The organism is Phocaeicola coprocola DSM 17136, from assembly GCF_000154845.1.
In the GTDB taxonomy this organism is placed as follows: Bacteria; Bacteroidota; Bacteroidia; order Bacteroidales; family Bacteroidaceae; genus Phocaeicola; species Phocaeicola coprocola.
This window is the reverse complement of record NZ_DS981439.1, coordinates 14,591-39,293: the sequence shown is the minus strand read 5'-3', so window position 1 is coordinate 39,293 and position 24,703 is coordinate 14,591. Positions and strand designations below refer to the sequence as shown.

Genomic DNA, 24,703 nt, shown 5'->3' with positions numbered 1-24,703 from the left:
CTTCAATATTTTAAAGTAATTCTTTCAGTTTACCATTTCATCAGTTTCTTAAGGAAGGCGGTCAGCTCTGAAGCCATCTTCTGATGCTGTCGCATGGAAGGATGGTAACTAGCACCTATCCCCAGCGAACCTGTCTGAGGCGACATATCAAAACGATATATCTCTTTATCTCCATGACTGTTCATTTCACCCACTACGGTATCCATTGCTTTCTTTACATCATCCAATGGTTTTCCATTCATCATGGAACCTGTCAGCAATACCAGTTTAGCATGAGGATAGACAGCACGGAGCTTTTTCACAAAACTGCGATATCCCTCAGTCAGCAGATTCATGTCATAATTGTCGAGACTTGTATCATTTGTTCCCAAATTAATACACACCACATCCGGTGTATAAAGCGTATGATCCCATAACTCTGTAGAGTCTGTAAAAAGGACCTGTTCGTACATGGCAGGCATACAGTCCTTACTGCCCGAACGAGGTGCACCGTAGTTACGGTATACACCGATTCCGGAACGGGCCACTACCAGATGCTGGGCTTTCAATGCTCTCGCCGTACGGGCTGCATATGTATAAAAATGATTTTCTGTTTCATAGGTAAACGGATCAGAAGGATTTTCTGATTCTACTCCATAACCGCAAGTAATGGAATTACCGATAAATTCAATTCGACGTTCAGGTAACACCGGAGCCTCGGCCAGTCTGCATCCTTTATCTAAATAAAAGCCCTTGAATGCTGGCTTCAGTTCATATCCTTCTATGGCATACATAATGCGAACACGGTGTGTTCCTTCCGGTAATCCTTCTGCTAACGTCTGGATCGAATCGTTTTCAGCGAAGTTAATCCGATAAGGCAATTCATCGTCAACTTCTACCATAAACGCTCCGCTTCCCGGTTTTGCTTTCATCTGTAAGGATGTTCCTTCAAAGTTTGCCAGTATACTGACTCCCGGATAAGTAAAACGGACAATATGAGGAATACTCCGGCTAATTCTTCCCATATAAACGATGCGTGAATCATCTGAGGATATAAATTCTTTATCACACTGACGGATTTCGGCTGAAACCGGAGAAGTAAATCCGGCTATGAATCCGTACAGCAATAAACCATACAAATAGTTTTTGTTTTTCATATATCATAGTATTTTCTGCAAATATAGCACATCTGACTCAAGAGCGTTTGATACTTTATTATCTAATATCTGTCAAATTTAAGATCTATTCACTCTGTTTCGGATTATTTGCTTACTGATATGGTACTTTTTTTACCCTTTCTTATAACCATAAACTTCTCTTTTTCTATCCTTTTTCGAATGACAATGTTCGTCAGTAAGATCTACAACAAAAAACTTGTCAACTAACTAATATAAGCAAATAGGAAAAGATAAAATCTACGAGTTTGTACATAAGCCGTTGCAACGGTTAGAAATTCTGCAATGATTCGGTAATGAAAAATGTCAAGACTACAGTTTATAACATAAAAAAAGTCTACAAATCAAAATGATTTGCAGACTTCTGCGGTGCGTACGGGACTCGAACCCGAAAATGTCCACAATTTGATTTTCAAATTGTTACAACGACCGTATATCTTTTCTGTAACGAATATGTAACGAACATTTGACTGATTATGTCCTAATGTGACTTAACAATATCTGCGCGTTTTATCATTACGGTTGCAAAGATACACACTTTTTCTGTAACAGCAAACTTTTATCCTATTTTTTTCAAAATCAAATCGGTATGGATTAAAGTTCAGACCTCTAATTAGTTCTCTAATAACGTCTTATACATTGTATTTCAATTTGTTGTTTCATTTTTCAGAAAGACCACTGCCTTAAAACCGACTTTTCTGTAAATCTCCAAAGTCCATTTTAAGGCAATACACCGGAGTAACACCTATAACCGCAAGCCATGCTATTCCATGACTAATGCTTATTACAGAAGTTACTCAACGATGAAGAAGGTTTCACCTCCTTTTTATCGCACAACCTATTTTTGCTTTATTTATCGTAGTCAGAAACCCATTTTCTTCATAAAATTCCAAAAACGCTTTCTGCCTACTAAAAGCCGATTTCAGAAACAGTACAAGCAAAAGAAAAGCCAACAGCGACCACAATGTCATAAATGACACTGCCATCGCCGTGGGCACTTCTTTTATATGCTTGTACTAAAACGGTAAAACCGTTCTTACAGTCATTATTTCATCCATATACAAGTAGCCGAAAATGCCACTTCTACAGGACACGCCAAGCGTGGATCTGTTCTTGTGACCATTTTCGGCTACAAAGCCCCGTGTCGTAAAACCAGTTTGCCTTCCATTGCAGACAAAGCAACAGCAGACAATCCCGTTTTTACGACAATGTACCACCGGAGGAACACCAGTAACCGCAAGCCATGCACGTATGACAATGACGGTTACAGGATTTCCACACGGTGGTCGGAAAGCCAACTTTCCCCTTAGTTGTAGCACCGCCCTTAATCCATCCACATGGCGCTGCACGCCAATACCTCTGTTCCCTTTTCCTTTCCGCCTCTCTATGCGTATGCCTCTGTTTCCATGCCGCCATCCAGGACGGCATCAGGTGTCATTTTCGTTGCATGGGGCAAAGGTAAAGACGGGATTAGGAACTCAAATTTTTTGTCGAAAAATCTCCACGCCCTTTCAGGGGTAGTATTTTATCTAAAAAATTTGCTAATCCTACTCCCTAACCTTTGAGAAGCCCCCGAAACGAAAACGACCAATGCGGTCGGAAGACGTCACAAGAAAACATCGGACATACAGAGAGGCGAAAAGAAAAAGAAACCGCCCACTCCAAATCCGAACAAGGTAATCAACAATCTAAAATCGGAAAATATGAGAATGATATTGAGTGACATCGGAAAGGTATTGTGGAAAGCATTATCCGCAGTAGTAACGGCAACATCAAACATAGCCTTTTGTGCTGGCGGTTTGGTAGTAGGTATCATAGGAGAAATCCTATTCGGCATGTTGAGCATCATGTTCGGCATCCTAATCTCCCTATTTTCAGTAATGGCGGCAATCGGCTTTTTCATTTGGTTATTAACTATTTAACAAATAAAGATATGGCAAGAAGATACAGCAGAACAGCAGCACAGCAATGCAGGTTTTACGAGGTGGACAACATCTTTGAGTATATGGTGGAAACCTACATCAACGGCAACCATTCAACTCTAAGAAGGCTATACCACGAACTCAACAAGGAAGCGAGAAAGGACTTTATCGGTTTTCTTTTGGTGGAATGTCCTCCACAATACCACACGGAGATTTTACAAGAGATTGTCTGACCCCATAAAGAAACGGAGATGAACAGGACAACGGAAAAGATACCCACATGGAGTTTAGCCTATATCATCAATGGCGATGCAAGCGCACTCACAGACGATGAAGTTCAGACAATAGACAGATGGATGAAGCAATGGCAAGTACAAGATGTTTCACCCCTCACAGATGAAGAAGGGAACGCACAGCCTTATTTCACCCATTACCCCCTTTTCGGACTTCCCACAGAAGTGGAAGATTGCGAGATACTTTATTTGAACGACAACCCGACTAAAATTTGAGATTATGATGAAAGGAACAGACCATTTCAAACGAACTATACAGATGTTTTTGGAGCAGAGAGCAGCGGAAGATGAACTATTCGCCAAAAGCTACCGCAACCCAGCCAAGAACATAGACGATTGTGTCACATACATTCTGAACTATGTGCAGAAAAGCGGTTGCAACGGCTTTTCAGACGAAGAGATTTACGGACAAGCCATTCACTATTACGATGAAAACGAGATTGAAGTAGGCAAACCGATACAATGTCAAGTAGCTGTAAACCATGTGGTGGAACTGACAGAAGAGGAAAAGCAGGAAGCAAGGAGAAAGGCGGTTGCCCAATATCAGCAGATGGAACTCCAAAAGTTACAGAACCGCAACAAGCCGACAGCGAAAAAAGAAACACAAGTCCAACCCTCATTATTTGAATTTTGATTATGAAACCGAGAAACAAGTTTGAAAAAGCGGTTTTTGCTCAAAGCAAGAAACTGCCCCGTATAAGCAAAGCACAGATGAAATGGGCGTTCCGTGAATGTATAGACCACTTCGCACACCGCTTGCCGAAAGGTCGTACTACCTGTATGGATTGCGGTCATAGCTGGATAATGAGCGAACAGACCAAACAATGCACTTGCCCCGAATGTGGGGCAAGGCTTGAAGTCCGTCTTACCTATGCACGCAAGGTTCAGCAAAAACAATACTTTACCATACTTACCACAAGCGGAGAATACCAAGTGCTGCGCATGTTCCTGCTTATCGTGGAAATGGAAAAAGGACTCAAGGCACAGCCTTATGCGTTTGAAATCGGGCAGTATTGGTGGAACAAGGAGGGACGCAAGGCTGTCGTGGGCATACAACGGATACTTGGCAGATATTTGGACACTTTCTCTTTTGGCTCGCCTATGGCTATCCGGCAGGACAACATCGCTTATGACCACATTTCATATTGCCCCATGTATCCGAAAATCAGAGTTATTGACACATTGAAAAGAAACGGCTTCAAAAGGAACTTTCACGGCATTGTTCCGACCAAGCTAATCCCTGCACTGCTTTCTGACAGTCGGGTGGAAACATTGATGAAGTCGGGAAAAATCAATCACCTGCGCCATTTCCTATTCAATCCGCAAACACTTGACAGATGTTGGAACTCCTATAAAATTGCCATGCGCAATAAATATGACATATCGGACATGGTGATATGGTGCGACCTCGTATGTCTGTTGGATAAATTAGGCAAAGACTTACGTAACCCTCATTTTGTCTGTCCGCCCGACCTCAAGGCAGCACATGACCGGTACATGGAAAAACGACAAGCCATATTGGAACGTGAACGGGAGCAACAACGCATATTGCAGGAAGCCGAGCGGTTGGAACGTGAGCGTAAGAAATTGGAAGACATGGAGAAAGACAAAGAAAATTATATACGAAAGAAAGCCGTTTTTTTCAATCTTGCACTGACAGACGGATTACTAATTATCAAGGTGTTACAGAGCGTAGACGATTTTTTGGAAGAAGGGAAAGCCATGCACCATTGCGTCTATACCAACGAATATTATAATCAGGACAACACACTGATACTTTCCGCACGGATAGACGGAAAACGTATTGAAACAGTGGAATTGTCATTAGATACATTCAAGGTCGTACAAAGCAGAGGTGTATGCAATTCCAATACCGAATACCACGACCGCATCATAAACCTTGTGGAGAGCAATGCCGAACTGATACGGCAACGGATGAACAAGGCGGCATAAATGTATAATGACTTAATACTTACAGATATGGACGTAAAAATTGAAAACTTGTTTTTCGGGTGGCATGAGAAGCTGCCCGAAACATTCATCAGACTTGTCAATACATTGGTATTGACAAGGAACGGGAAGGAAGTGAGGGAAGCGATGGCGACCTTAGCCCAAGACAAGGATTTCAATGACTTCTTCCTCTACGGATTTGGACGCAGGCATTTGTGGGTCAAGCAAAAAGGTGTACCCACCATTTATGGAAACACGGATTACAGACTTTTGATTGTTGAATTTTAATTGAAAAGGCTATGGCAACAAGAATGACCATCAACGGAGTAAGCACCTGCACGACAGGTGAGAAGTACGAGAAATTCCAAATGAAAATCGGGCGTAAAGTCCGCACGATGTACCAGTACGACTATCGGGACACCTTGTCGGGAGAACTGTTCTCCTGCGTGAAGCCCACTTTGGAGGAGTGCAGGCGGTTGCGTGACGAATGGATAAAAGAAAAGGAGGACAGATTATGACAGCAGGATATGACACGCTGATAGTTACATTCAGCGATCCCATTTGCGTATTAGACCGTATGTTTGACTGCCCTGCATGGGGAGTGGAAAGTCTGAAGGAATGGATAGACGGCTACGAAAGCACACGCATGACCCCAATAAACGACCATACGGCAGTCATCACTTCCGAGTATAACACGGTGCACGTGGTGGAATGGCTCAGAAAGCATACCCCCATTGCGGAGATGAAAGAATTTTGAGTGCGTGGCGGTGGAAACACCGCCCATTCGCTCATGAAGCGAAAACCCATAAAACGGAAAGAGCATGAAATACTATTTTATACTGACAGACGAAAAGGACGCATGGATGCAGTTCGTTTACCTCCCTACGGGAGATTATGTGTCCGGCTATATCCGTGATTTGCGGAGCGTGGGAATATCCGTACATGACTATGACCATTGGAACAAGGATACACAGCCCATTGCCGAGCGCACGCTTGAACATGTCCGACAGCGGATGAACTCCAAATGAAAAAAATCGGGTGGCAGAAGCCACCCACTGACAATAACTTAAATTCACGGACAAATGGTAGCGAATACAATCTTACAGCAGTTGGGCGGACACGGCTTCGCAGTAATGACGGGCAGCCGCAATTTCATCAGTTTGGGCAACGGACTTCAAATGAGCCTTGCAAGGAACAGGACTTCAGCCAACAGGCTGAAAATCATCTTGGACGGGGACACCGATACATATACCATGTATTTTTACCGTCAGACACTGACGAAATGTGCGGACATCAAGGTCAAGGACATCGCCAGATACGAGGGAGTGTACTTCGATATGCTCCAGCCCATTTTTACGCAGGTAACGGGACTTTACACCTGTTTCTGACCCTTTGGCGGATGGCGAAAATTGCTGCCCGCTACTTTCTTTCATGAGCAGGTCAGCGGATAAGAAAGTAGCAAAGAAACCATGTTCAAAAGACTTCCACAGACGGAAGTCTTTTAATTTAATATTTTAGAAAAATCTATTCGTTGATATAAAATACTAGCCATTACCATCGCTAATATTTTTTGATGTCCATATTCCATATCATCAAAATTTGTTTGTCCGTGTTCTATTGCAGCTTCTATTCTTCCAGCAGCAGCTAATATTAGATTTTTCTGGTCTTCATCTCCAAAACTACCCTGGTTAATAATAGCTTCATAATCAGAAGACTCCCATCTATTACCTTTTTTATAGATATTCCAATTCAAATGTGATTTTACATATTCTGCAAGAACATCTTCATTAGCATGATATTCCTTTGGTGGCTGTACTTCTGATATTTCATCCAATAATCTATTTACTTCTTCTGCCAATGAATCCTCTTCTGGTTCTACTCTGTTTTCTTTCAAATTCCAAGTCAACTCCCAATTTGGTACTATGTGCGATAAAGGGCGAGTTACCATATAATCAAAAAGCTCACTTTGCTTAAAAAAAGCAGATGTTTTCTCTTTTCTTGTCATAATTGTTGTGTATTATATTATCTCATTTTACAGATTTCTATTCAGTATAAGCGAGAGCGGATAAATGTACTTGTTGTATGCCCTCAGTTTTTCCATATCCACCCGGTTGCCCGAATACGGGTTGCTCTTTTCGTCATAAAAGAATATGTCCGTTATATTCTCCCTGCGGACGATATGCTCCCCGCACAGCGGAATATCCTCCACATCGAATTTCTCCAGCGGGAGCGTGTCCACACTGCCGGGAAGGTCGTTTCCCAGTTCGTTCAGATTGTGGTTGAAAAGGGCAAAGCCCCTGCGTTTGAAGTCCAGATGTATGCCATACGGACGCCCCGTCAGAAAGGCATCCGCCGCTTTTGCCATATAATTTTCCATGATTGCCTTTTCCGTTTTCAAAAGTGATACAAATTTAGGACTTTTACCGGAGCAAAGCAAAAGCTTAAGGAAAATACAAGGGAGAACCTCACCGTCCGTGAAGCCCTCCCTCATGGCTATTTTTCATACAGCAGCAGAAATTCCATTTTCCGCCGCCGCTCTATCGAGCGGATTTTCCGTCCCTTATAGTGGCAGTAGGATATGTATTCCCCATAAATGTCTCGGTCGCCCGCTTCCAGCTTCTTCAGCAGCCGGCTTTTCGGACGCTTCCCGTAGCCGAACAGCGTTCCGTGCCCCACATTGTAGCTGAGAACGGTCAGGAGCAGGGCATCTTTTTTATATTTGCAAAACAGCCTGTAACGCTCCTCCAAATCCTTCCGCAGCAGTTCCTCCGCTTCCGCCTCCGTCATGTCGTAGGACAGTTCCTCTCCCTCTAGCCGACAATGTCCATAACCGTAGTATGGATAGTCCGAACGGTCATGGAGTCCCTCGTATTTCTTGACCAGTTCGACCGCCAACTCCGCCTTCGGCTCATCATGGAACGATGCGGGCGTTTCATCCGTGTCCTGTGCAGGCAGGCTGGCGGAGAAAGTGACCGCCAGCACCGCCGACACAAACAGCCGTTTCAATTCTGCCTTACTGATAGACACCTCCTTTCATCATAGCCGAAGTATCAACCCCGGACGGAATGTCCTCCGTGTCCGTGTCGTTGTTGAACTCCACTTCCCATTCAAAGGCATTGCCGAAGTTGTCCTCCACCGTGATGGTCAGGCTTTGCGATTCGTCGCACTCCGAGGTGTAGTACAGGCGGAACTTCCCGTTTTCCAGCAGGTAACGGTCGTTGGGCTGGAATACCAGACCGTTGTCCAATTTCAGCGTACCTTCGCCGTCAAACTGGAAATATCGGATGGTATAGACCGCCCCGTCAAACTCGCCCTCACGCACCAGCTCGCATCGTATCTCCGCCGTCTCCCCCTGTTTCAGTTCCTTCGGCACGGGCATCGTTTCCACCGTGAACGGGTAGGCTTGCATTACGTCCAGCTCATCATCGCAGGAGGCGAAGCCGAAAGCGAGCAGCCCCAAACAGAAAGTTGCCAGTGATTTCACCATGTTTCTTTTCGTTTTTGTTCTATTGTTCAATCTGTTCATGTTCATAATCGTTACATTTTAATGGATTTGCTTTTCTTTTCGTTCTCATGTTGCGTCAGCCTTCCGGCAAGCGTCTTTTGCAGGTGTTCGTTCAAGTCCTTGCATCCGCCATAGATACCGGAGCAGTCCGACACCCTTTCCCCATAGCGGGTGCCGAGGGCTTCCAGCGTCCGCCTCCCGGCTTCGTCGTTGTCAAGGTAACAGTTTATCCGCCCATAGCCGTCCAGATACCGGAACGCCTTCGCCGCGTTGGACACCGAGTTGAGCACGAGGTGGTCTTCCCCGTTCCCGATACCCAGCGCACGGGCAGACAGGTAGTCCATGAAGCCCTCATGCACGTTGCAGACGGTCGAGCCGGACGGCAGCAGGGTGACATCCTTCGGCGGCACACACCCCTTGAAGAACGGGTTGCGTATCTCATATCCGCCGCTTCCGTTGCCGAAAGCAACGGCAAAATACCGCTTGCCGTGCATGGTATAGCGAATCTCCTTACAGTTTGCTACGGCGATGGCGGACGGTATGCCACGCTCTTGCAGATAATGGAGCAAAGCCCGGTTCTGCAAGGGAAGTATCTCCACATCCTCAAAGCTCTGCCCGCCAGCTTGTCGCACTCCGGAACTCTGACGCGGCTCATGTTCCGGAAGCGGCATACCCGACATCTCCGCCACATACTTCACTTGCGCAAGGAAGTCGTCCGTCCTGATGAACTCCCCGGCAAGTGCGAAGATGTTTCCGCCCTTGCCTTCGCCAAAATCATACCAGAGATTTTTCTCCGGGTTCACCTTGAAAGACGGTGTCTTTTCCTCCCGGTAAGGCGACCTGTACCATACGGCATTGGCACGCCTTTGCACGGGATGATGCCCCAGCCGTGCAAGGAAGTCCTCTATCGGCATTTTCTTCATTCTGTCTATTTCCGTTTCCATAGGCTCACACGTCAGTTGATGATGAACTTTATACCTATCCCGTACTCCGTGCGGCACACGCCCGTGCTGCCGCCCCAGAGAAAACGCTCTCGGAGCGTGGCGGTCAGCGCGATGAAGTCCGCAAGATACACCTCCATGTCCAGCGTGGCGGCGCAGCCATAGACAAAGGCATCCCCGTTGCCCAGCCTTGCCCCGTCATAAAGTGTCTTTTTGCCCCAGTTCGCCGTCTCATACCCGGCAAGGGCTGACGCACCGGCATAGAGGAACACCGCCTTTTTCGCATCCGAAAGAAAATTGTAATAGTAGCCCCCTTCTGCCGTGAACTGTGCCACGGGAACATTCACACTCCTGTACGGATGGTTCGTCTGAAGGTATTCCGCTCCGTACACCCACTTGTTTCCGCCCCTCGCATAGCTTGACAGTGCGGCTCCCAGCCAGTAGCCGTCCGACCCGGTCATTCCGGCTTTCATCTCGATGCCCCGCATCTTCGGCAGGCATCGCTGGGCTTCCGCCCGTCCTGCAAGAAGGACGGACAGAAGCATTGCCATAAACAGTACCTTGCCTTTCATCGTACGCGCAGTTCGTTGATGGTTTCAGCCTGTACCAAATCCCCGTTCTCCACGACAAACGTCTGGTGGCGACCGCCGTCTTTCTCGTTCATTTCCACCACGAGCTGTTTGCCGTTGGGGATGGTGAACTTCGGAAGGCAGAACACTGTGCGTTCGGACTGTTTCCCGGCTACGCGCACCGCATAGTTGTAGGCGCGGAGCGGGAACAGCACCTGTTCCTGCATGGCGGTACGCTTCGCCACTTTCTTGTCCACAATCTTGAACGTGATATAGTCCACGTCAAACGGCACGTTGCTCTGGTTCTTTACCTCCGTGTGCAGGTACAGCAGGTCGTTGTGGACGTATATCCCTTTCAGCAGGTACTGGATGCCGAAACGCTTGCAGCCGATGTGCTTCACCTTGCGCTTGTTCTCCTTGTGCAGCGACTTCATGATGAGATGTACCAGCATCGGGCTTTCACAGCCCAGCTCCTTCAGATAGATTTCCTGCGCATTGTTCGGGCGGTTTACCATGCTGCCGTCATGGATGAAGTCCTTCATCTCCACGTTGAGCATCAGCGGCTCGTCGGCATATTTCACGTTGAACGAATAATAGGAGCCGTCCTCCGTGATGACGCTCATGTTCGTTTCCGTGCGGAAGTTCCTTACCGTCGCCTTCACGCGGATGACGTTCTCTGCGCCGTCCGCCTTGCCCGCTATGAGGTTGGGAGAACCCAAATCCACATAGCGCACCGCCGAGGGGAACAGGATATGCACCGTCTTGTCATACGTGACCTCCAGACCGTGCGGCGGTATCATGCGGTCGAACATCAGCTTCTTCGTCAGCCCGTGGTACAGGTCGCCGTCCTCTTCCGCCTGCGGACAGACCTCCTTCGTCAGTTTCAGCCCCTCTGCCTTTGCAGTGGCGGTACTGTCATTGCTTACACCCTGTGCATAGGTTGCACAGGCTATGCCTGTGAAAAAGGCAAACATTGTCATTACTTTCTTGATACTCATTTTACTTTGGATTTAGTGGATTAAAATTGTCTTGTTGTTTTTTCTTTTCGTCTTTATGTTTTTCGGTTGTCATTCCTTTCCTGATACAGCAGCACCCTGTATCCCGATTTCAGATGCACCCTGACGGTACGCATCCTTTTCGAGATGTATTGTGACACTCCCTGTATCACGCCCTTTCCCAAGTCGGAGGCGAGCTGCGCCCCGGCATCGGTCGAGATGCTGATGCTGCTTCCCAGCGAGCTGCCCATGTTCGCCCCGATTTCCTTCGCCGCGTCAATCTCCATCGAGCCGGGGATGAAGATGCCCGCCTGTCCGTCGTTGTCATACACCTCCAGCTCCACCGGGATGATGTTCCCCTGATGTTCCAGCGAGGTGATGCCGATTTCCAGACGCTCGCCCTGCAAGCGTGCCGACCCCACAAGGGGGGCGTTCCGTGGAACAGTCCTGCCCGACACCCGCATCGGCTCCAGCAGCCGGAGCTTCACCGTCTGACCGTCCGTTATCGTCTGGTCGCCCTGCACGCAGGCGGTGATGGTGTTCTTTCCGGCAGCCTCTGCCGTGCCGATGGCGGTGTGAAAGCCGAAGTTGCGCTCGCAGCCGTAGTCCGCGATGAAAGCCGGGTCCGTCAGGGGTTGCGGCAGGGCGGACACCGTTGTCGGACGCACCCCGCTCACGGCTTCCGCCTTCATTCTCTTTTTGCCTCTATGACCGGCGGGCGTTTCCGTTTCGGGCTGTACGACTTGCCCGGCATTGTTTCCTCCGTTCCGGTATTTCGCAGCCAGCTCGTAGGACTTCTCCAGCAGGGCGACCTGTTCCTCCATTGTCGAGGGCTTTTTCTCCTGCTCCATGACCATGCGCTCCAGCTCGTCGATGCGCTGCCTGAGTTCCTCCTTCTCGGCATCCTCCTTCGGCGGCTCGTAGAACGTGCCCAGCGAGGTGTTCAGCCGCTTGTTGGCAGTAACCGAAGAACGGATACCCGCATGTTGCCGGCTCTCCGTTTCCTTTCGGGGCGTTTCTGCCGGTGTCAGGCGGTAGTCGTCCGGTGCAGCTGTCGTATCCGGTTTCACGTCCGTGTCGTCCCAGAACGAGGACAGGTCGCCCACCATGCCCCGGCGCTGCTTCTGCCTTTTCTCCAGTTGCTGTTGTTCGTAGGCTTTCGCCTTGTCGCCGATGATTCCGGCGTTTTCCGGCTGGGGCATGTCGGTGTTGAATCCCTGCCCCAGCTTTTCTTTCTCCCTGTCCTCCTGCGAGGGGGAGAAGATGAGCCACATACAGCCCAGAAAGGTCAGCCCCATCAGCGGATAGACCAGCATCTTCCTTCTCAACTGACGCTGTTCCCCTGTCAGCGGTCTCTTCTCTTTTGTTTCATTCTTCTGTTCTTTTTTCGTTTCCATATACATTATTATATAGGTTATCACTTTCCTGCACGGGCAGGTTCAAATTTCCGATGTGCCGTATCTCCAGTGCCTTTTCACTTTTCCCGAAGCCGGCAATGGCGGTGGCTGTCGTATAGAGGCATCCGGCGGCGAAGGGGACAAGCATCCCGGCAATGACTGCCAGCCTTGCTTTCGGTGGCAGCGCGTCCAGTATTCCGTGCAGTTCCGTCCTGAAACGGGTGGCGCACTTTTCAATTATTATTCTTGTCTTTCCCATACGCCTATCTCTCCACGCTTCTGATGTCCCTGTTCTCCAGTATCGTGAACCCCTCGATGGTGAACCCGTTCGGGTTGTCGTCCGAGCGGCTCGCGTTCAGCAGGCGGCAGACCGTTACCAGCGTGCGTTCCGTCACGTTGCTCTCGCGGATAATCATCTGCCTTGCGTATGTCCGCGCCTCGTAGGGATAGCGGTCGAAGTTGCAGACCACGCTGTCCACCTGAAGCACCTGATTGATGTTCCCCGCTATGATGCGGTTGTAGAAACCCTTCTCCGCGAAGTCGGCGTAGTAGTTGTACGCGCTCCTGTCCGCCAGCAGCAGCGCGCGCTTCACGTTGTGTTCGATGGCGCTCTTCTCCGGCGAGAGGGTGAAGAAAAGCTCGTGGAAGCGGCGCACGTGTTCCCTTGCTTCCGCAGGGCGGTTCTGCGACAGGTCCTGCGAGAGTGCGAGCATCAGGCTCTTGCCCCCGTCAAGGACGTATATTTTCTGCCTCTGCGCTTCGGCGAAGCGGAAGGCGCACACCACCGAGCAGACTACCACGAGGGCGCACGCCGCCGTGTAGATGATTCCGAACAGCCGTATCTGCCGGAATCCGGTTTCGATGTTTTTCAGACTCTTGAACTCCATTTTTCTGTCTTTCTTTTTGGGTTGTAAAATCATGTTTCGGTATCTGTTTTCCGGAGCGGCGCTTCGGGGCTACCGGTGTCCGCCCCGGAAGTTCAGGCTATTTCCTTTTCAGCAGCCTGCCGGCCTGTTTCTTGATAAACCTGCCCGTGCGTCCCGCCACATTTCCCGCTGTGGCTCCTGCAAGACTGCCTGCCAGAGCTCCGGCGGTGCCGATGTTCTTGTTGTAACTGCCTATGCCGCCACCGGCTTGGATAATCCAGCCTGCCACCGTCGGGATAGTGAAATATCCCACGATGCCGATGATGAGGAACACGATGTACACCCCGTTGCTTGCCTCCACCGAGAAATTCGGGTCAGCCTGCATCGCCTCGATGTCCTGCTGAAGCATCAGTATCTGGATTTTCGCCAGTATGGTGCTGAACAGGTCCGATACCGGAAGCCACAGGTAAATCTGTATGTAGCGGCTGAACCACGCCGAAAGTGTCGAGTGAAAGCCGTCCCACACGGAAAAGGCGAAGGCTACCGGTCCCAGTATGCTGAGCACCACGAGAAAGAACGTCCGGAGCGTGTCGATTATCAGTGCTGCTGCAAAGAACACCAGTTCCAGCAGCTCGCGGAACCAGTCGCGCACGCTCTTCTTGATGTTGTAAGACGCCCAGTCCATATACATCCCCGTCATCGTGACCAGGTCCGACGGCGACCAGCCCAGCTCGTCTATCTGCCGGTCGAACTCCTCGTCCGAAGCAAGGTAGGCGGTTTCCGGATTCCGCATCATCGCCTCGTACTCCAGCCTGTCCTTCTGCTCCCTGTATCTGTTCATGTCGAAGGTCTGTTCTTCCAGCATCGAGTGCGTGCCCTGCACGACAAGCCCCAGCACGGAATTCATCGTACCCAGCACGACGGTCGGGAAGAAAAGGATGCACAGCCCGATGGCAAACGGGCGCAGCAGCGGGTACACGTCTATCGCTTCGGCACGGGCGAGCGACTGCCACACGCGCATCGCCACGTAGAACAGCGCGCCCAGTCCCGCAAGCCCTTTAGCCACCCCTGCCATGTCCGAGCAGAGCGGCATCATCTCCTCATACAGCGAGAGGAGTATCTGATGAAGGTTCTCGAACTCTCCCATAGGCTACCAGTATTTTTCGTCGGGGTTTCCATAGAGTGCCGTCACCCGGTCCATGTCGTTCTTCTTCCTTGCCCGCAGGTAGGATACCGAAATGGTCTTGTTCGTATAGTAGCGCACGAGATTGCGGTAGTTCAGCAGGCTGCGGTAGGCATTCTCGATGATGGCGAGCCGTTCCGCGTCCGTAAGCGACATTCCCGTCACGTTCACCACATTCTTCAGGTCCTGCAGCACGTCCGAACTTTCGTCTATCAGCATCGCATAGCCCGACGAGATGGCGGCAAGCTCCTCCGGCGTGTAGTTCTCGTCCGAGAGCATCTTCTGGTAGTTGTTCACGTAGGTTTCCGAGATTTCCATCACCAGAGAGATGCTTTTCGCCACCTTCGCGCCGCCCCTTACCACGTCGTGCACTGATTTCAGTGCGTCGTAATACGCCTTTCCCTGCTCGAACACCTTCTTCGTTTCCAGAAAGCCGTTCAGGGTGTTGGCTTTCGTCCCGGCTGTCTCCACCATCTCCTTGGCGGAGTTGATGATGCTTTGGGCAAGATTGCCGGGGTCGGACACCACCCATTGGGCGTATGCCCCGCCCGTACCCGCAAGGCACAGGCAGACCGCTATCAGCGGCATTTTCAGTTTCTGTCTTATTTCCATATTCACGTTGGATTTAGTGGTACATGCTTATTGTTCTTCTTTCTTTCCGCTTTTAGCTGTTTCATCCGTATCCACCCGGATATAGTCGCCGTTAGGCGAAAAGGACAGGACGTCCGTTTCCTCGTTGTACGCCACGTCGATGCGGAAGCCCGTGTTCATGTACAGGTTACCGTCCGCCTCCCTTTGCAGCAGGTAAGTTTCCGGCTTCAATTTCCTGCGGACTCCCGTCCTGCGAAACAGCGTAACCTTGTAGTGCGCGCCCTCCTTGTACACCAATATATCAGGCTTGCCCTCCACGCTTTCCCAGTTGCCGCAAATCTTCTCGCGCACATCCTCGTTTTCTTTCATTACCGTCTCGCAGGCTTGCAGCATCAGCGATGCCAGCCCTATCAGACCGCCGCACAGCAGCAGTCGTTCCGTCTTTGTCATTTTAATATTCATTTTCTTGTCTTTTTAAGTTTTGTTTTTCTAAATAGGTTGCCCTTTCCTGTCCCTTTCCGTCAGAAACCCGGCCTTCTGCCTCCACGCTTGTGCATACGGACCTCTCTGGCGTTGCTTTCGGATGCCTCCCTTTGTGCCGGTACCGCTTTCTGGGCTGCGGGTTTGCCGAACAGCTCGTCCGCATCCGGCTTCTTGCCCGTCATCCGGCAGAATCGGGCATCCAGTTCCCGGTATGCCTTTTCCACCTGCTTGAGCACCGTTTCGCGCGGTCCCTTGTGGTCAATGCCGTATTTGTTCAGGATTTCCGGCTTGTACCACATCGGGTCGTCATAGTCTTTCCGGTACACCATACCTCTCAGATAGAGCAGTTCCTGATATTTTTCTTCCAGATAGTCCCGTGCCGGAGCGGGGCAGATGCTTTCGTAAGCCTTTTCCACCGCAAGAGTGATTTTTCCCTTGGCTCTTCCTGCCTCGCACAGTTCTTTCATGCGCTGCTCCTTCCCATATCCCCTGCAGTCCGGTTCAGCAGGCATCCGGTGAACCTGTATTTCCAGTTTCTTGTACCGCTGGTAGTCTTCTTCCAGTCCGTATCGCCTTCTAATATGTTCCGGTAGCGAAGTCCCGAATGTCAGGAACTCACGGAACCATGAGATATGCTCCCGGATTTCCTCCCGTTTCCGCAGCGCTTCATCGCTGTATCGGTCATCAATGTACATGTTGTCAGTCTGTTGGTTCATAAATCATTTTCTATTTTTCATTTACTGTATATTTCCTGCCGGTTCACTGTCCCGTCCATTCCTCTTTCCGTCGCTCTGCCACCTTCCGGATGGCGGCTTCCATGTCGCCACCCAGTTTCTCCGCCAGCTCACGCACTTCCATCTTCTCCGTCTCCTCCGTCGTATAGGCGAGGTACTCGTGCATCGACACCTCCGTGGCATACACCGCCGAGTGTGTGCCGCCAAGTCCGATCCAGACTTCCTTGTACCGCCTTGCCGGGTCGTTGGACTGGTTGATCGAGAGTATCTGCGACTTCTCCTTTTCCGTCAGACCCAGGAGCGACTGTATCTGGTCAAAGCGGTTCATGTATTTTCTCTGGTCAAGCAGTATCTTGCAGTCCGAGTTGTTGATGATGCTCTCCTTCACGATGGGCGATGAAATGATGTCGTCCACCTCCTGCGTCACCACGATTGCCTCCCCGAAATACTTTCTCACTGTCTTGTAGAGGTACTGGAGATAGGATGCCATGTTCGCCGATGACAGGGCTTTCCATGCCTCCTCGCATATCAGCTGCTTGCGCACGCCTTTCAGCCGCCGCATCTTGTTGATGAATGCCTCCATGATGATAATCGTCACCACCGGGAAAAGCTCGGCATTGTCCTTCACGGCATCAATTTCGAAGACCACGAACCGCTTGTGCAGCAGGTCGATGTTCTCCGCCGAGTTGAGCAGGAAGTCATACCGCCCGCCCCGGTAATACTGCCGGAGCGTGGTCAGCAGATTGTCGATGTTGAAGTCCGACTTCTCCACCTTGATGTAGCGTTCCTCCATTTCCTTGCGGTACACGTCCCGCAGGTACTCATAGAACGTGTTGAACGACGGTGCGATGCTCCTGTCCTGTTGGAGTTTCAGGATGTAGGCGTTCACCGCGCTTCCCAGCTCCGCCGTCTCCGTCTTCGTGGCGGGTTCGTTCTCGCTTTTCCACAGCGTCAGCAGCAGTGTCTTGATACTGTCCTTCTTCTCCACGTCGAACACCCCGTCGTCCGTGTAGAACGGGTTGAACGAGATGGGCTTCTCCTCCGTGTAGGTGAAGTAGATGCCGTCCTGCCCGTGCGTGCGGCGGTGTATCATCTCGCACAGTCCCTGATAGGAGTTTCCCGTGTCCACCAGTACCACGTGCGTGCCCTGCTCGTAATACTGCCTGACCAAGTGGTTCATGAAGAACGACTTCCCGCTGCCGCTCGGTCCCAGCACGAACTTGTTGCGGTTGGTGATGATGCCGCGCTTCATCGGCAGGTCGGAGATGTCGATGTGCAGCGGCTTGCCGCTGATGCGGTCCGCCATGCGGATGCCGAAAGCCGAGGGCGAGTCCCGGTAGTTGGTCTCTCCGGCGAACAGGCATACCGCCTGCTCGACAAACGTGTGGAACGATTCCTCTGCCGGGAAGTCCGCCGCATTGCCCGGTATGCCCGCCCAGAACAGCGTCGGGCAGTCCGTCGTGTTGTGGCGGGGCACACATCCCATGCTTGCCAGCTGGCTCCCCACGTCGTTCCGTATCCGTTTCAGCTCCTCCCCGTCGTCGCTCCACGCCATCACGTTGAAGTGGGCGCGGACGGACTTCAGCCCCTGCGAGTGTGCTTCGTTCAGGTATTCCTCTATCCACTCGCAGTTGATGGCGTTCTGGCGGCTGTAGCGCGAGAGCGACTGCATGTTCCTCGCCGACTTCTCGAAGCGGCGCAGTTCCTCGTCGCTGTTGCCGACAAACACGTACTGGTTGTAGATGTGGTTGCAGGGAAGCAGCAGTCCCAGCGGGGCGGCGAAGGACAGGCGGCAGTCCGAGCGGTCGGTGGAAAGACGCTCGTAGCGGTAATCCGTTTCCACCGATGCCGGCAGGTCTTCCGTGTCCGATAGCGTGTGCAGGCACAGGCGGTTGCTGCCCACCCGCATTTCCTCCGCGCTCATGGCGATGTCTTCCAGACAGTTCGTGTTGCCAAGCGACAGGGTGAGGTATCTGCCTATGATACCCGTTTCCTTCTCCGTGCCGGCAAGCTCGTCATCGGAGAGCCGGCGCAGCCGGATGTGCCCCGAATCGTTCAGGATGCGGGCGAACTGTTCCACCGCCTCCATGAACTTCACCGCCGTCTCCCGGTCCTGTATCTCCTTCGGGACGATGTGTCCCCGGCACAGCGTGCTCCAGTTGCTCTGCTGCCTCATGCGCTCCCTCGTCGTCTTGGTCAGGAACAGATAGCATTTATGATTCAGATACGGACGCTCGTTAAAGTGCATCCCGTTGCTCCGCGCGAGGAAGCCCGTGCCCGTCTTCTGCCAGTCGGGGCGGTATTCCTCCTTTACATACCAGTCCTGCTTGTGCAGCACCGAGTAGTCGGGCAGCACCTTTATTGCCTTGCACCACGTGGCGTGGATGCCCTCGTATTCCTCCGCCGTCACGGTATAGACTTCCGGTAGCTCCACCTCGAAGGCGGCGGTGATGTCCGCGTCCTTCGAGATGATGCAGCCGTGTTCCACCGCCAGCAGCGGGAAGCGGCTCTCCAGCGTGGTGGCTTTCATTACGTTTCTCATGCTTTTCCTCCTTTCTTTTTTCGTCTCAACAGATGGGACACCCGTCTGCGGTGGAGCAGATAGCGCGGGCGCATCCGTGCAGCGCCCAGCTTCATCAGCCCGTGCTGGCCATACTTCGCGTTCAGCCGGAACGTGAGCCATACCACGGCGGAAGCCGCCGTGACTCCCAGGCCGATGCAGACCCACTGGCTCACGCCAGCCATGTACAGGATGACAAACAGGATGAAGGCGGCGAGCAGCCCGCCTGCGAACAGGAACAGGTACTGCGCCTTCAGCCCCTTGAACTCCACCGGACGACCGATGCCCTTGTTTACCGGGTATTTTTCGCGCTTAGCGCTCAACAATTCGTCAGTCATTGTCCTTATACCTTATATTATATATGTATGGGAAACGCCTGTTTAGAGGAAAAACGAGCGCAGGATGGTCGCACTTACTATCAGGAAGATGCAGGCTCCGAACCAGCTCGCAGCGGTCTTGCTCGTGTCCGGGTCGCCCGACGAGAACTTCCCGTACACCTTGATGCCCCCGATAAGACCCACCACCGCGCCGATGGCGTAGATGAGTTTCGTCGCCGGTTCAAAATACGAGGTCACCATGCTGGTTGCTTCGGTGATGCCCGCCATACCGTTGCCCTGAGCGAAGGCGGAGATGTTGGCAGCCAGCAGAAGGGCTGCGAGGATAATCTGTTTCTTTTTCGATGTCATTGTCATAATCTTTTTTCGTTTTTTGTGCCTTGGGGTCGGATATTCCCTTCGGCGATTGATACTTTTTAATTCTTGCGGCTTCGGATAAAGCCGGCTTCCGGATTTAGTGGATTCGGTGGCAAGCCGTCTTTCAGCCGTAGTCGATTTTCTTTTTTCGCATCTTAGTTACATCTTTTACATTGTTATACATAGTCGCGGATGTTGAAGTTCTCGTATTCCTTCCGTACAGCCGCTTTCATTCTTGTTTTCTTCTCTGCGGGCTGGATACTTGTGAGATAGGTTTCCACCATTTCCGACACCCTTGCCTCGTACCGGGCATTGTTGCGCCGGAACATGTCGTAGAACTCTGTCCCTTCCAGCTCGTGGAATACCTTGCCCGCTTGCAGGATGTCGGCTTTCCTTGCCTTCGGGTCCTTCACCGCCCTTGCCGCACGGTCAATTTCGTCAAAGGTACTTCCGCTTGCCTCTGGCGGTTCCCCGTCAAACTCCCCGTCCGTGTCGTGGACGCGGTTGTCCCTGAAAACCTCGTCCAGATCCTCGTCGGGCACTTGGCGCGACGGCTTTGTTTCCGCTGTGTGGCTGCCGGCGGTTTCCATTTCGTCGTCAAAGGTAACGTCCTTTTCGTCCACCGCCTCGCTTTGCATTTCCGTGGCAGCATTTGGCGTCGGAGTGGCAGCCTGTGGCTTCATTTCCGGCATTCTGAACCTGCTTTTTCCAATGACATCGGGCAACGGTTCCCGTGCCGGTTCAATGCCGTCCTTGCCGTCAGCTTTTCGTGACTCCTTGCGTTCCCATGTCAGGTAGAGCAGTACCCACAGGTTGCACGCCATCATCAGGATTAGCAGCAGCGTCACCATAGGCTTACCGCTATCTGTCCGACAACATCGTGGCTTTTCTTCCTGTGCAGGCTCTCCGGCTCCGTACCGTGGTGTTCAAGGTGTTCGGTGACGATGCGGTCTGTATAGCCGGATATGGTCATCCCGTTTTCTCCCGCCATGCCCGCTATGCGCCTGACCGCCTTGTGCTTCTCCCGGCTGATGTACACCGCCTTCCGTGCGGTGCCTTCCGGCTTGCATCCGTTCAGGTACTTGCCCTTATAGGCTTCCTCTCTCTGCTTTCTTTTGAAAATTTGGATGTTCAGTTTCATTTCGTCTTTACTTTTTTATGTGATACAATGTTTTCCTCAAATCAGATTGTCCCTGTTGCGGCGGTACAGGTTGTTGATTTCGTCCTTGTTCTCCTCAAAGTGGCGCATCAGCACCGTGTCGATGTAGCCGCCCACGGTTATTTCCTTGTCGGCGATGGTGTTCACTATCTTGGAAACGATGCTGTGTGCCTCCTTGCTGATGTACACGCAGTGCCGGAGTTTCACCTCGTTCCGTTTGAGGAAGGTCGAGCCGTAGTCAGGCTTCTTTCTTTTCGCGGGTTCGCTCCGTGCTTTAGCTTCCGTGGGCTGTACCGCATCTTCCGGTACGTTGCCGGCATCGGGTTCGTCCGTTCCTTCCCTTGCCGGAGGTCCGCCCATCTGACGGGATTTTCCTATGGAGGCAAGCAGCAGGCTTTCGTCTATACCCTCCGTATTCAATTTTCGGCTTGCCATGAGGTTTATCCGTTGATGATGGAACATATCTCTTCCGACAGCTCGCGGATACGGCTTCCCTTCAGCATGGAGGCGTCCGGCGGCAGGATGGTCGAGCGGAACACCGACTTGCGGTCGTCCGACGGCTCGCGGCGGAAACGCTTGCTGTCGGGCAGCCTCGTGTCAAGGACATGGAAGTCGTTTTCGGCGAACAGCTTCCCGTACAGGTCGTACAGCCCGGTCTTTTCCCGTCCGTCCACCATTGTCCAGAACAGGGATATGCCTTTCGTCTTGGCAAGCCCGGTGGTGACGAGGTTGTCGTTGAACATCATCACGAACTGCAATGCGCTTTCCACCACGAAGCGGTCGGCGCTGACGGGCGTGAAGATGTAGTCCATCTGCGAGAGCGTCTTTATCACCCCGTCGCTTTTCAGCGTGCCCGGCAGGTCGAAGAACACGATTTCCGGCTGGTATCCTTTCTCTGACAGCAGGCTGTCCGCATCGTCCAGCGCTTGCACGGCGTTGCTTCGGACGATGGGAAATCCCTTGCGCCCCGACTTGCGGAAATGTTCACAGGCAACGGCTTTCAGGCTGTCGTTCTTTTCGATAAGTGCCGTTTCCTTGTCGCGCAGCCCAGCGATGCTGTGCTGCGGCTCGTCGCAGTCTATCACGGCGACATCTATCCCCATCACGTTGTGGATGTAGTTGGCTACGAGCGCGGTGACGGTCGATTTGCCGACACCGCCTTTCTGTGTTGCGAATGCAACGAATGTTTCCTTGTTCATTTTTCTCTATGTTTTAATCGTTGTGGGTTTATGACTGTGGCGGTGTGCTTCCCCGCCTGTTCATTTCTCTGCCTCTGTATATATGCGTATGCGCACTTTCTTGCATACACGTATTTCTACGGAGGTCTTGGTTTGAGTCTCCGCTGGTGTGTTGTCGTACGCCAATACGTCAGTACGTCAGCACGTATGTACGTCAGTGCATCAGTACGTATGTATGTCAGTACGCCAGCGGAGCTGTGTGTCTGTCCGTCCGTGCGGACCTGCCTTTTCAAATGTCTGTTTCCGTCCATGTTCATTTATTTGCCTTGTTGCTTCATCGTTTCTGTCCGCAAAGGAATATACAAATCTGCCGGTCTGTATCGTTTCCCCCTTGCGTGGCAGCATTTGGCTTCGTTCCGGTAGCTTGTGGCGTTTTTCAACCACTTCCCGGTGTGTTTTTACCCCGTACCTTTGCCCCCAAGCGGCAGGGCAACGCTCCCGATGCGCACACCGCCCCCGGTTTCGTCTCTCTTTTGGGCAGCTGGAAGGTATCGGGCGACCGATACCTTTATGGGTTGTTATAGCAGGTTTATCCCCAATCCGTCGTGTACGGATTCTTGTGTCCTTAAAGACACAGCAAGGTGTCCTTTGAGTTACTCAAAGGGTTTCCGGTTACTCCCGGAAACGACCTTGCCCCTTGCGGGGGAGGGCTTTCCCTCCGAAGTCGGGAAGCCTGTTTCCTACCTGCGGTATGCGTGCCGGAAGCTGCGCTTGTGCCGTGAAACGAACCACTAAATCCATAATAAAGATGAACAAGAAAAAGAACGTGGATGAAGCGTCCCTCAAATGGGGGCGGCATCCGAAAGAGAGCCGCAAGTCGCACTGCGTGATGGTGCGCTTCGACAATGAGGAATGGCAGAAGTTTCTCGCCATGTATGAGAAATCCGGCGTGTACGCGAGGGCGGTGTTCCTGAAAGCGCACTTCTTCGGGCAACCCTTCCGTGTGCTGGTCACGGACAGGACGCTGCTGGACTACTGCACGAAGCTTTCCGCTTTCCATGCGCAGTACCGCATGGTCGGCAACAACTACAACCAGACGGTCAGGGAGCTTCGCTGCCATTTCTCGGAAAAGAAGGCGATGGCATTGCTCTACCGTCTGGAAAAATGCACGGAGGAACTGGTCGCCCTGACGCGGCAGGTCGTGGAACTTTCAAGGGAGTTTGAGGAGAGATGGTCGCGAAGATAAGCATGGGGACATCGTTGTACGGCGCACTCGCCTACAACGGTCTGAAGGTGAACGAGGGCGAAGGCAGGCTCCTTGCCGTGAACAGGGTCTTCGACGACGGCAGCGGACGGGTGGACGTGGCACGTACCGAACAGGATTTCAAGCGGTTCATGCCGGAGCAGGTGCGCACGCGTAATAAGGTTATCCACATTTCCCTCAATCCGCACCCCGACGACCGTCTGACCGACACGGAACTGGAACAGCTCGCACGCGAGTATCTCGACAGGCTTGGCTACGGCGACCAGCCTTATCTCGTGTTCAAGCACGAGGACATCAGCCGCCACCACCTGCACATCGTTTCCGTCAATGTGGACGAACGGGGCAGGCGGCTTAACCGTGACTTCATCCACCGCCGCAGCAAGCGCATTACCTCCGAGCTGGAAAAGAAGTACGGGCTGCACCCGGCTGACCGCCGCCGGCTCCGTACCGACAACCCGCTCCGCCGGGTGGACACATCGCAGGGCGACGTGAAGCGGCAGGTATCGAATGTAGCCAAGGCGGTCATGGCAGGTTACAAGTTCCAGACGATGGGTGAATACCGCGCCCTGCTCTCGCTCTATAACGTCACGGTGGAGGAAGCCCGCGGCATGGTGAACGGGCGCGAGTATCACGGGCTGGTCTATTTTTCGCTATCGCCCGACAACTCGTCCGCCACCGACGGTGCCGGGAACAAGACCGGCAACCCTTTCAAGGCTTCCCGTATCGGCAAGTCCGTCGGCTATGAAGCCGTACAGCGCAGGTTTGAATACTCCAAAGGGCAAATCCGCGACAGGCATCTGGCGGAGATAACCCGCAAGACCGTCGCCGCCGCCCTTGCCCGGACGTACCGCCGGGAGGAGTTTGTCGCCCTGCTCAAAGCGAAAGGCGTGGATGTGGTGTTCCGCCACACCGACGAAGGACGCATCTACGGGGCAACCTTCATCGACCACCGCACGGGCTGTGTGCTCAACGGCTCTCGTCTGGGCAGGGAGTTTTCCGCCAATGCCTTGCAGGAGCATTTCACCTTGCCTTATGCCGGCATTCCGCCCATACCGTTCACCATTACCGTGGACGGGCAGCAACCCGACACCCGTTCCGCCGTGGAACACGACGGGGGGTATTCCTCCGGCTTGGGCTTGCTCGGCGGCGACACTTCGGGCGCACAGGCGGAGGAAGCCGCCTTCGAGCGCGACCTCAAGCGCAGGCGGAAGAAACGCCGCAAGGGGCTGGGGCTATAATTCAATCATTCACACTTAAAAACAGAAAC

At 51.9% G+C, this 24,703-nt stretch carries 36 protein-coding genes; 12 read left to right on the top strand and 24 right to left on the bottom strand.

Annotation, left to right across the window (positions count from 1 at the left end; translation table 11 throughout):
• Nucleotides 1-29: 29 nt before the first annotated feature.
• A complete protein-coding gene (locus BACCOP_RS01845; protein ID WP_007565610.1) occupies nt 30-1,136 on the bottom strand; it encodes an SGNH/GDSL hydrolase family protein in 1,107 nt (368 codons plus the stop codon).
• 1,721 nt (nt 1,137-2,857) lie between these two features.
• On the opposite strand from BACCOP_RS01845, the gene BACCOP_RS20595 reads away from it, so the two are divergent.
• From BACCOP_RS20595 to BACCOP_RS01795, 10 genes are all read left to right on the top strand, one after another.
• Nucleotides 2,858-3,076: a hypothetical protein gene (locus BACCOP_RS20595; protein ID WP_022217989.1), complete on the top strand. Its 219-nt coding sequence runs from the start codon at nt 2,858-2,860 to the stop codon at nt 3,074-3,076.
• Between the two features lie 11 nt (nt 3,077-3,087).
• Nucleotides 3,088-3,309, top strand: coding sequence for a hypothetical protein (locus tag BACCOP_RS01835; protein WP_022217990.1), 222 nt, complete (start codon nt 3,088-3,090; stop codon nt 3,307-3,309).
• Nucleotides 3,310-3,327: 18 nt separating this feature from the next.
• On the top strand, nt 3,328-3,585 hold the full coding sequence (locus BACCOP_RS01830; RefSeq protein ID WP_007565601.1) for a DUF6926 domain-containing protein: 258 nt from the start codon (nt 3,328-3,330) through the stop codon (nt 3,583-3,585).
• Nucleotides 3,586-3,592: 7 nt separating this feature from the next.
• Nucleotides 3,593-4,003 carry a PcfK-like family protein gene (locus BACCOP_RS01825; RefSeq protein WP_040311727.1) on the top strand — a complete coding sequence of 137 codons (411 nt, stop codon included), beginning with the start codon at nt 3,593-3,595 and terminating at the stop codon, nt 4,001-4,003.
• 2 nt (nt 4,004-4,005) lie between these two features.
• Nucleotides 4,006-5,322: a PcfJ domain-containing protein gene (locus BACCOP_RS01820; protein ID WP_007565598.1), complete on the top strand. Its 1,317-nt coding sequence runs from the start codon at nt 4,006-4,008 to the stop codon at nt 5,320-5,322.
• 27 nt (nt 5,323-5,349) lie between these two features.
• Nucleotides 5,350-5,607, top strand: a complete 258-nt coding sequence (locus tag BACCOP_RS01815) for a hypothetical protein (RefSeq protein ID WP_040311726.1) — start codon at nt 5,350-5,352, stop codon at nt 5,605-5,607.
• Between the two features lie 11 nt (nt 5,608-5,618).
• Entirely contained in the window at nt 5,619-5,837 is a 219-nt protein-coding gene (locus BACCOP_RS01810; RefSeq protein WP_007565594.1) for a DUF3873 family protein, read from the top strand.
• Nucleotides 5,834-6,076: a DUF6956 domain-containing protein gene (locus BACCOP_RS01805; protein ID WP_040311717.1), complete on the top strand. Its 243-nt coding sequence runs from the start codon at nt 5,834-5,836 to the stop codon at nt 6,074-6,076. Before BACCOP_RS01810 ends, BACCOP_RS01805 begins: the two co-directional genes overlap by 4 nt.
• A 64-nt stretch (nt 6,077-6,140) precedes the next feature.
• A complete protein-coding gene (locus BACCOP_RS01800; RefSeq protein WP_007565590.1) occupies nt 6,141-6,347 on the top strand; it encodes a hypothetical protein in 207 nt (68 codons plus the stop codon).
• Between the two features lie 54 nt (nt 6,348-6,401).
• On the top strand, nt 6,402-6,707 hold the full coding sequence (locus BACCOP_RS01795) for a hypothetical protein (RefSeq protein WP_040311716.1): 306 nt from the start codon (nt 6,402-6,404) through the stop codon (nt 6,705-6,707).
• Between the two features lie 113 nt (nt 6,708-6,820).
• Here the strand turns inward: BACCOP_RS01795 and BACCOP_RS01790 are convergent, their stop codons facing one another.
• The 23 genes from BACCOP_RS01790 to BACCOP_RS21275 form a co-directional block, all read right to left on the bottom strand.
• Nucleotides 6,821-7,324 (bottom strand): hypothetical protein, encoded by a 504-nt coding sequence (locus BACCOP_RS01790; protein WP_007565586.1) that lies wholly within the window; start codon nt 7,322-7,324, stop codon nt 6,821-6,823.
• Between the two features lie 27 nt (nt 7,325-7,351).
• Nucleotides 7,352-7,696 carry a hypothetical protein gene (locus BACCOP_RS01785; RefSeq protein WP_040311725.1) on the bottom strand — a complete coding sequence of 115 codons (345 nt, stop codon included), beginning with the start codon at nt 7,694-7,696 and terminating at the stop codon, nt 7,352-7,354.
• Between the two features lie 116 nt (nt 7,697-7,812).
• The gene (locus BACCOP_RS01780) at nt 7,813-8,325 is read right to left on the bottom strand and encodes a glycoside hydrolase family protein (RefSeq protein WP_040311724.1); all 513 of its coding nucleotides are present in this window, start codon (nt 8,323-8,325) and stop codon (nt 7,813-7,815) included.
• A gap of 7 nt (nt 8,326-8,332) precedes the next feature.
• The gene (locus tag BACCOP_RS01775) at nt 8,333-8,851 is read right to left on the bottom strand and encodes a DUF3872 domain-containing protein (protein ID WP_007565581.1); all 519 of its coding nucleotides are present in this window, start codon (nt 8,849-8,851) and stop codon (nt 8,333-8,335) included.
• Between the two features lie 5 nt (nt 8,852-8,856).
• Nucleotides 8,857-9,768, bottom strand: a complete 912-nt coding sequence (locus tag BACCOP_RS01770) for a toprim domain-containing protein (protein WP_007565579.1) — start codon at nt 9,766-9,768, stop codon at nt 8,857-8,859.
• Between the two features lie 11 nt (nt 9,769-9,779).
• Nucleotides 9,780-10,337 carry a conjugal transfer protein TraO gene (locus tag BACCOP_RS01765; protein WP_007565577.1) on the bottom strand — a complete coding sequence of 186 codons (558 nt, stop codon included), beginning with the start codon at nt 10,335-10,337 and terminating at the stop codon, nt 9,780-9,782.
• On the bottom strand, nt 10,334-11,326 hold the full coding sequence (traN, locus tag BACCOP_RS01760) for a conjugative transposon protein TraN (protein WP_040311723.1): 993 nt from the start codon (nt 11,324-11,326) through the stop codon (nt 10,334-10,336). The genes BACCOP_RS01765 and traN overlap by 4 nt, the downstream gene beginning before the upstream one ends.
• 59 nt (nt 11,327-11,385) lie before the next feature.
• Nucleotides 11,386-12,732: a conjugative transposon protein TraM gene (gene traM / locus BACCOP_RS01755; RefSeq protein WP_185150263.1), complete on the bottom strand. Its 1,347-nt coding sequence runs from the start codon at nt 12,730-12,732 to the stop codon at nt 11,386-11,388.
• Nucleotides 12,698-12,985: a TraL conjugative transposon family protein gene (locus BACCOP_RS01750; protein WP_007565571.1), complete on the bottom strand. Its 288-nt coding sequence runs from the start codon at nt 12,983-12,985 to the stop codon at nt 12,698-12,700. Before BACCOP_RS01750 ends, traM begins: the two co-directional genes overlap by 35 nt.
• A 4-nt stretch (nt 12,986-12,989) precedes the next feature.
• Entirely contained in the window at nt 12,990-13,613 is a 624-nt protein-coding gene (gene traK / locus BACCOP_RS01745) for a conjugative transposon protein TraK (RefSeq protein ID WP_040311722.1), read from the bottom strand.
• 97 nt (nt 13,614-13,710) lie between these two features.
• Nucleotides 13,711-14,739, bottom strand: coding sequence for a conjugative transposon protein TraJ (gene traJ, locus BACCOP_RS01740; protein ID WP_007565567.1), 1,029 nt, complete (start codon nt 14,737-14,739; stop codon nt 13,711-13,713).
• A gap of 3 nt (nt 14,740-14,742) precedes the next feature.
• Nucleotides 14,743-15,387 carry a DUF4141 domain-containing protein gene (locus tag BACCOP_RS01735; protein WP_007565565.1) on the bottom strand — a complete coding sequence of 215 codons (645 nt, stop codon included), beginning with the start codon at nt 15,385-15,387 and terminating at the stop codon, nt 14,743-14,745.
• A 27-nt stretch (nt 15,388-15,414) separates the two neighbouring features.
• A complete protein-coding gene (locus BACCOP_RS01730) occupies nt 15,415-15,828 on the bottom strand; it encodes a DUF3876 domain-containing protein (protein ID WP_007565563.1) in 414 nt (137 codons plus the stop codon).
• 59 nt (nt 15,829-15,887) lie between these two features.
• The gene (locus BACCOP_RS01725; RefSeq protein WP_007565561.1) at nt 15,888-16,565 is read right to left on the bottom strand and encodes a ferritin family protein; all 678 of its coding nucleotides are present in this window, start codon (nt 16,563-16,565) and stop codon (nt 15,888-15,890) included.
• A 43-nt stretch (nt 16,566-16,608) separates the two neighbouring features.
• Nucleotides 16,609-19,125 (bottom strand): TraG family conjugative transposon ATPase, encoded by a 2,517-nt coding sequence (locus tag BACCOP_RS01720; protein ID WP_007565558.1) that lies wholly within the window; start codon nt 19,123-19,125, stop codon nt 16,609-16,611.
• Nucleotides 19,122-19,481 (bottom strand): DUF4133 domain-containing protein, encoded by a 360-nt coding sequence (locus BACCOP_RS01715; protein WP_007565556.1) that lies wholly within the window; start codon nt 19,479-19,481, stop codon nt 19,122-19,124. Before BACCOP_RS01715 ends, BACCOP_RS01720 begins: the two co-directional genes overlap by 4 nt.
• A 42-nt stretch (nt 19,482-19,523) precedes the next feature.
• Nucleotides 19,524-19,835 (bottom strand): DUF4134 domain-containing protein, encoded by a 312-nt coding sequence (locus BACCOP_RS01710; protein WP_007565554.1) that lies wholly within the window; start codon nt 19,833-19,835, stop codon nt 19,524-19,526.
• A 176-nt stretch (nt 19,836-20,011) separates the two neighbouring features.
• Nucleotides 20,012-20,686: a hypothetical protein gene (locus BACCOP_RS01705; RefSeq protein ID WP_007565551.1), complete on the bottom strand. Its 675-nt coding sequence runs from the start codon at nt 20,684-20,686 to the stop codon at nt 20,012-20,014.
• Nucleotides 20,680-20,976 carry a DUF3408 domain-containing protein gene (locus tag BACCOP_RS01700; RefSeq protein WP_007565549.1) on the bottom strand — a complete coding sequence of 99 codons (297 nt, stop codon included), beginning with the start codon at nt 20,974-20,976 and terminating at the stop codon, nt 20,680-20,682. The genes BACCOP_RS01705 and BACCOP_RS01700 overlap by 7 nt, the downstream gene beginning before the upstream one ends.
• A 36-nt stretch (nt 20,977-21,012) precedes the next feature.
• A complete protein-coding gene (locus tag BACCOP_RS01695; protein ID WP_040311715.1) occupies nt 21,013-21,429 on the bottom strand; it encodes a DUF3408 domain-containing protein in 417 nt (138 codons plus the stop codon).
• Between the two features lie 5 nt (nt 21,430-21,434).
• A complete protein-coding gene (locus BACCOP_RS01690; protein WP_007565545.1) occupies nt 21,435-22,193 on the bottom strand; it encodes a ParA family protein in 759 nt (252 codons plus the stop codon).
• A gap of 201 nt (nt 22,194-22,394) precedes the next feature.
• Nucleotides 22,395-22,616 carry a hypothetical protein gene (locus tag BACCOP_RS01685; RefSeq protein WP_148315652.1) on the bottom strand — a complete coding sequence of 74 codons (222 nt, stop codon included), beginning with the start codon at nt 22,614-22,616 and terminating at the stop codon, nt 22,395-22,397.
• 228 nt (nt 22,617-22,844) lie between these two features.
• Entirely contained in the window at nt 22,845-22,973 is a 129-nt protein-coding gene (locus BACCOP_RS21275; protein ID WP_260401392.1) for a hypothetical protein, read from the bottom strand.
• A 7-nt stretch (nt 22,974-22,980) separates the two neighbouring features.
• On the opposite strand from BACCOP_RS21275, the gene mobA reads away from it, so the two are divergent.
• Nucleotides 22,981-23,418 (top strand): conjugal transfer protein MobA, encoded by a 438-nt coding sequence (gene mobA, locus BACCOP_RS01680; protein ID WP_040311721.1) that lies wholly within the window; start codon nt 22,981-22,983, stop codon nt 23,416-23,418.
• Nucleotides 23,403-24,674 carry a conjugal transfer protein MobB gene (gene mobB / locus BACCOP_RS01675; RefSeq protein WP_007565537.1) on the top strand — a complete coding sequence of 424 codons (1,272 nt, stop codon included), beginning with the start codon at nt 23,403-23,405 and terminating at the stop codon, nt 24,672-24,674. Before mobA ends, mobB begins: the two co-directional genes overlap by 16 nt.
• The last annotated feature ends 29 nt before the right edge of the window (nt 24,675-24,703 follow it).

Excerpts from the sequence above, each read along its gene's own strand:
- BACCOP_RS01795 (WP_040311716.1), top strand. The coding sequence starts at position 6,402 with ATGGTAGCGAATACAATCTTACAGCAGTTGGGCGGACACGGCTTCGCA.
- BACCOP_RS01785 (WP_040311725.1), bottom strand. The coding sequence starts at position 7,696 with ATGGAAAATTATATGGCAAAAGCGGCGGATGCCTTTCTGACGGGGCGT.
- mobA (WP_040311721.1), top strand. The coding sequence starts at position 22,981 with ATGAACAAGAAAAAGAACGTGGATGAAGCGTCCCTCAAATGGGGGCGG.
- mobB (WP_007565537.1), top strand. The coding sequence starts at position 23,403 with ATGGTCGCGAAGATAAGCATGGGGACATCGTTGTACGGCGCACTCGCC.
- BACCOP_RS01800 (WP_007565590.1), top strand. The coding sequence starts at position 6,141 with ATGAAATACTATTTTATACTGACAGACGAAAAGGACGCATGGATGCAG.
- BACCOP_RS01690 (WP_007565545.1), bottom strand. The coding sequence starts at position 22,193 with ATGAACAAGGAAACATTCGTTGCATTCGCAACACAGAAAGGCGGTGTC.
- BACCOP_RS01735 (WP_007565565.1), bottom strand. The coding sequence starts at position 15,387 with ATGGAAATAAGACAGAAACTGAAAATGCCGCTGATAGCGGTCTGCCTG.
- BACCOP_RS01775 (WP_007565581.1), bottom strand. The coding sequence starts at position 8,851 with ATGAACATGAACAGATTGAACAATAGAACAAAAACGAAAAGAAACATG.
- BACCOP_RS01705 (WP_007565551.1), bottom strand. The coding sequence starts at position 20,686 with ATGGTGACGCTGCTGCTAATCCTGATGATGGCGTGCAACCTGTGGGTA.
- BACCOP_RS21275 (WP_260401392.1), bottom strand. The coding sequence starts at position 22,973 with ATGGATTTAGTGGTTCGTTTCACGGCACAAGCGCAGCTTCCGGCACGC.
- BACCOP_RS01700 (WP_007565549.1), bottom strand. The coding sequence starts at position 20,976 with ATGAAACTGAACATCCAAATTTTCAAAAGAAAGCAGAGAGAGGAAGCC.
- BACCOP_RS01720 (WP_007565558.1), bottom strand. The coding sequence starts at position 19,125 with ATGAGAAACGTAATGAAAGCCACCACGCTGGAGAGCCGCTTCCCGCTG.
- BACCOP_RS01765 (WP_007565577.1), bottom strand. The coding sequence starts at position 10,337 with ATGAAAGGCAAGGTACTGTTTATGGCAATGCTTCTGTCCGTCCTTCTT.
- BACCOP_RS01730 (WP_007565563.1), bottom strand. The coding sequence starts at position 15,828 with ATGAATATTAAAATGACAAAGACGGAACGACTGCTGCTGTGCGGCGGT.
- BACCOP_RS01820 (WP_007565598.1), top strand. The coding sequence starts at position 4,006 with ATGAAACCGAGAAACAAGTTTGAAAAAGCGGTTTTTGCTCAAAGCAAG.
- traJ (WP_007565567.1), bottom strand. The coding sequence starts at position 14,739 with ATGGGAGAGTTCGAGAACCTTCATCAGATACTCCTCTCGCTGTATGAG.
- BACCOP_RS01750 (WP_007565571.1), bottom strand. The coding sequence starts at position 12,985 with ATGGGAAAGACAAGAATAATAATTGAAAAGTGCGCCACCCGTTTCAGG.
- BACCOP_RS01805 (WP_040311717.1), top strand. The coding sequence starts at position 5,834 with ATGACAGCAGGATATGACACGCTGATAGTTACATTCAGCGATCCCATT.
- BACCOP_RS01825 (WP_040311727.1), top strand. The coding sequence starts at position 3,593 with ATGAAAGGAACAGACCATTTCAAACGAACTATACAGATGTTTTTGGAG.
- BACCOP_RS01715 (WP_007565556.1), bottom strand. The coding sequence starts at position 19,481 with ATGACTGACGAATTGTTGAGCGCTAAGCGCGAAAAATACCCGGTAAAC.
- BACCOP_RS01830 (WP_007565601.1), top strand. The coding sequence starts at position 3,328 with ATGAACAGGACAACGGAAAAGATACCCACATGGAGTTTAGCCTATATC.
- BACCOP_RS01770 (WP_007565579.1), bottom strand. The coding sequence starts at position 9,768 with ATGGAAACGGAAATAGACAGAATGAAGAAAATGCCGATAGAGGACTTC.
- BACCOP_RS01810 (WP_007565594.1), top strand. The coding sequence starts at position 5,619 with ATGGCAACAAGAATGACCATCAACGGAGTAAGCACCTGCACGACAGGT.
- BACCOP_RS01695 (WP_040311715.1), bottom strand. The coding sequence starts at position 21,429 with ATGGCAAGCCGAAAATTGAATACGGAGGGTATAGACGAAAGCCTGCTG.
- BACCOP_RS01710 (WP_007565554.1), bottom strand. The coding sequence starts at position 19,835 with ATGACAATGACATCGAAAAAGAAACAGATTATCCTCGCAGCCCTTCTG.
- BACCOP_RS01845 (WP_007565610.1), bottom strand. The coding sequence starts at position 1,136 with ATGAAAAACAAAAACTATTTGTATGGTTTATTGCTGTACGGATTCATA.
- BACCOP_RS01835 (WP_022217990.1), top strand. The coding sequence starts at position 3,088 with ATGGCAAGAAGATACAGCAGAACAGCAGCACAGCAATGCAGGTTTTAC.
- traK (WP_040311722.1), bottom strand. The coding sequence starts at position 13,613 with ATGGAGTTCAAGAGTCTGAAAAACATCGAAACCGGATTCCGGCAGATA.
- BACCOP_RS20595 (WP_022217989.1), top strand. The coding sequence starts at position 2,858 with ATGAGAATGATATTGAGTGACATCGGAAAGGTATTGTGGAAAGCATTA.
- BACCOP_RS01725 (WP_007565561.1), bottom strand. The coding sequence starts at position 16,565 with ATGAACCAACAGACTGACAACATGTACATTGATGACCGATACAGCGAT.
- BACCOP_RS01790 (WP_007565586.1), bottom strand. The coding sequence starts at position 7,324 with ATGACAAGAAAAGAGAAAACATCTGCTTTTTTTAAGCAAAGTGAGCTT.
- BACCOP_RS01815 (WP_040311726.1), top strand. The coding sequence starts at position 5,350 with ATGGACGTAAAAATTGAAAACTTGTTTTTCGGGTGGCATGAGAAGCTG.
- traM (WP_185150263.1), bottom strand. The coding sequence starts at position 12,732 with ATGTATATGGAAACGAAAAAAGAACAGAAGAATGAAACAAAAGAGAAG.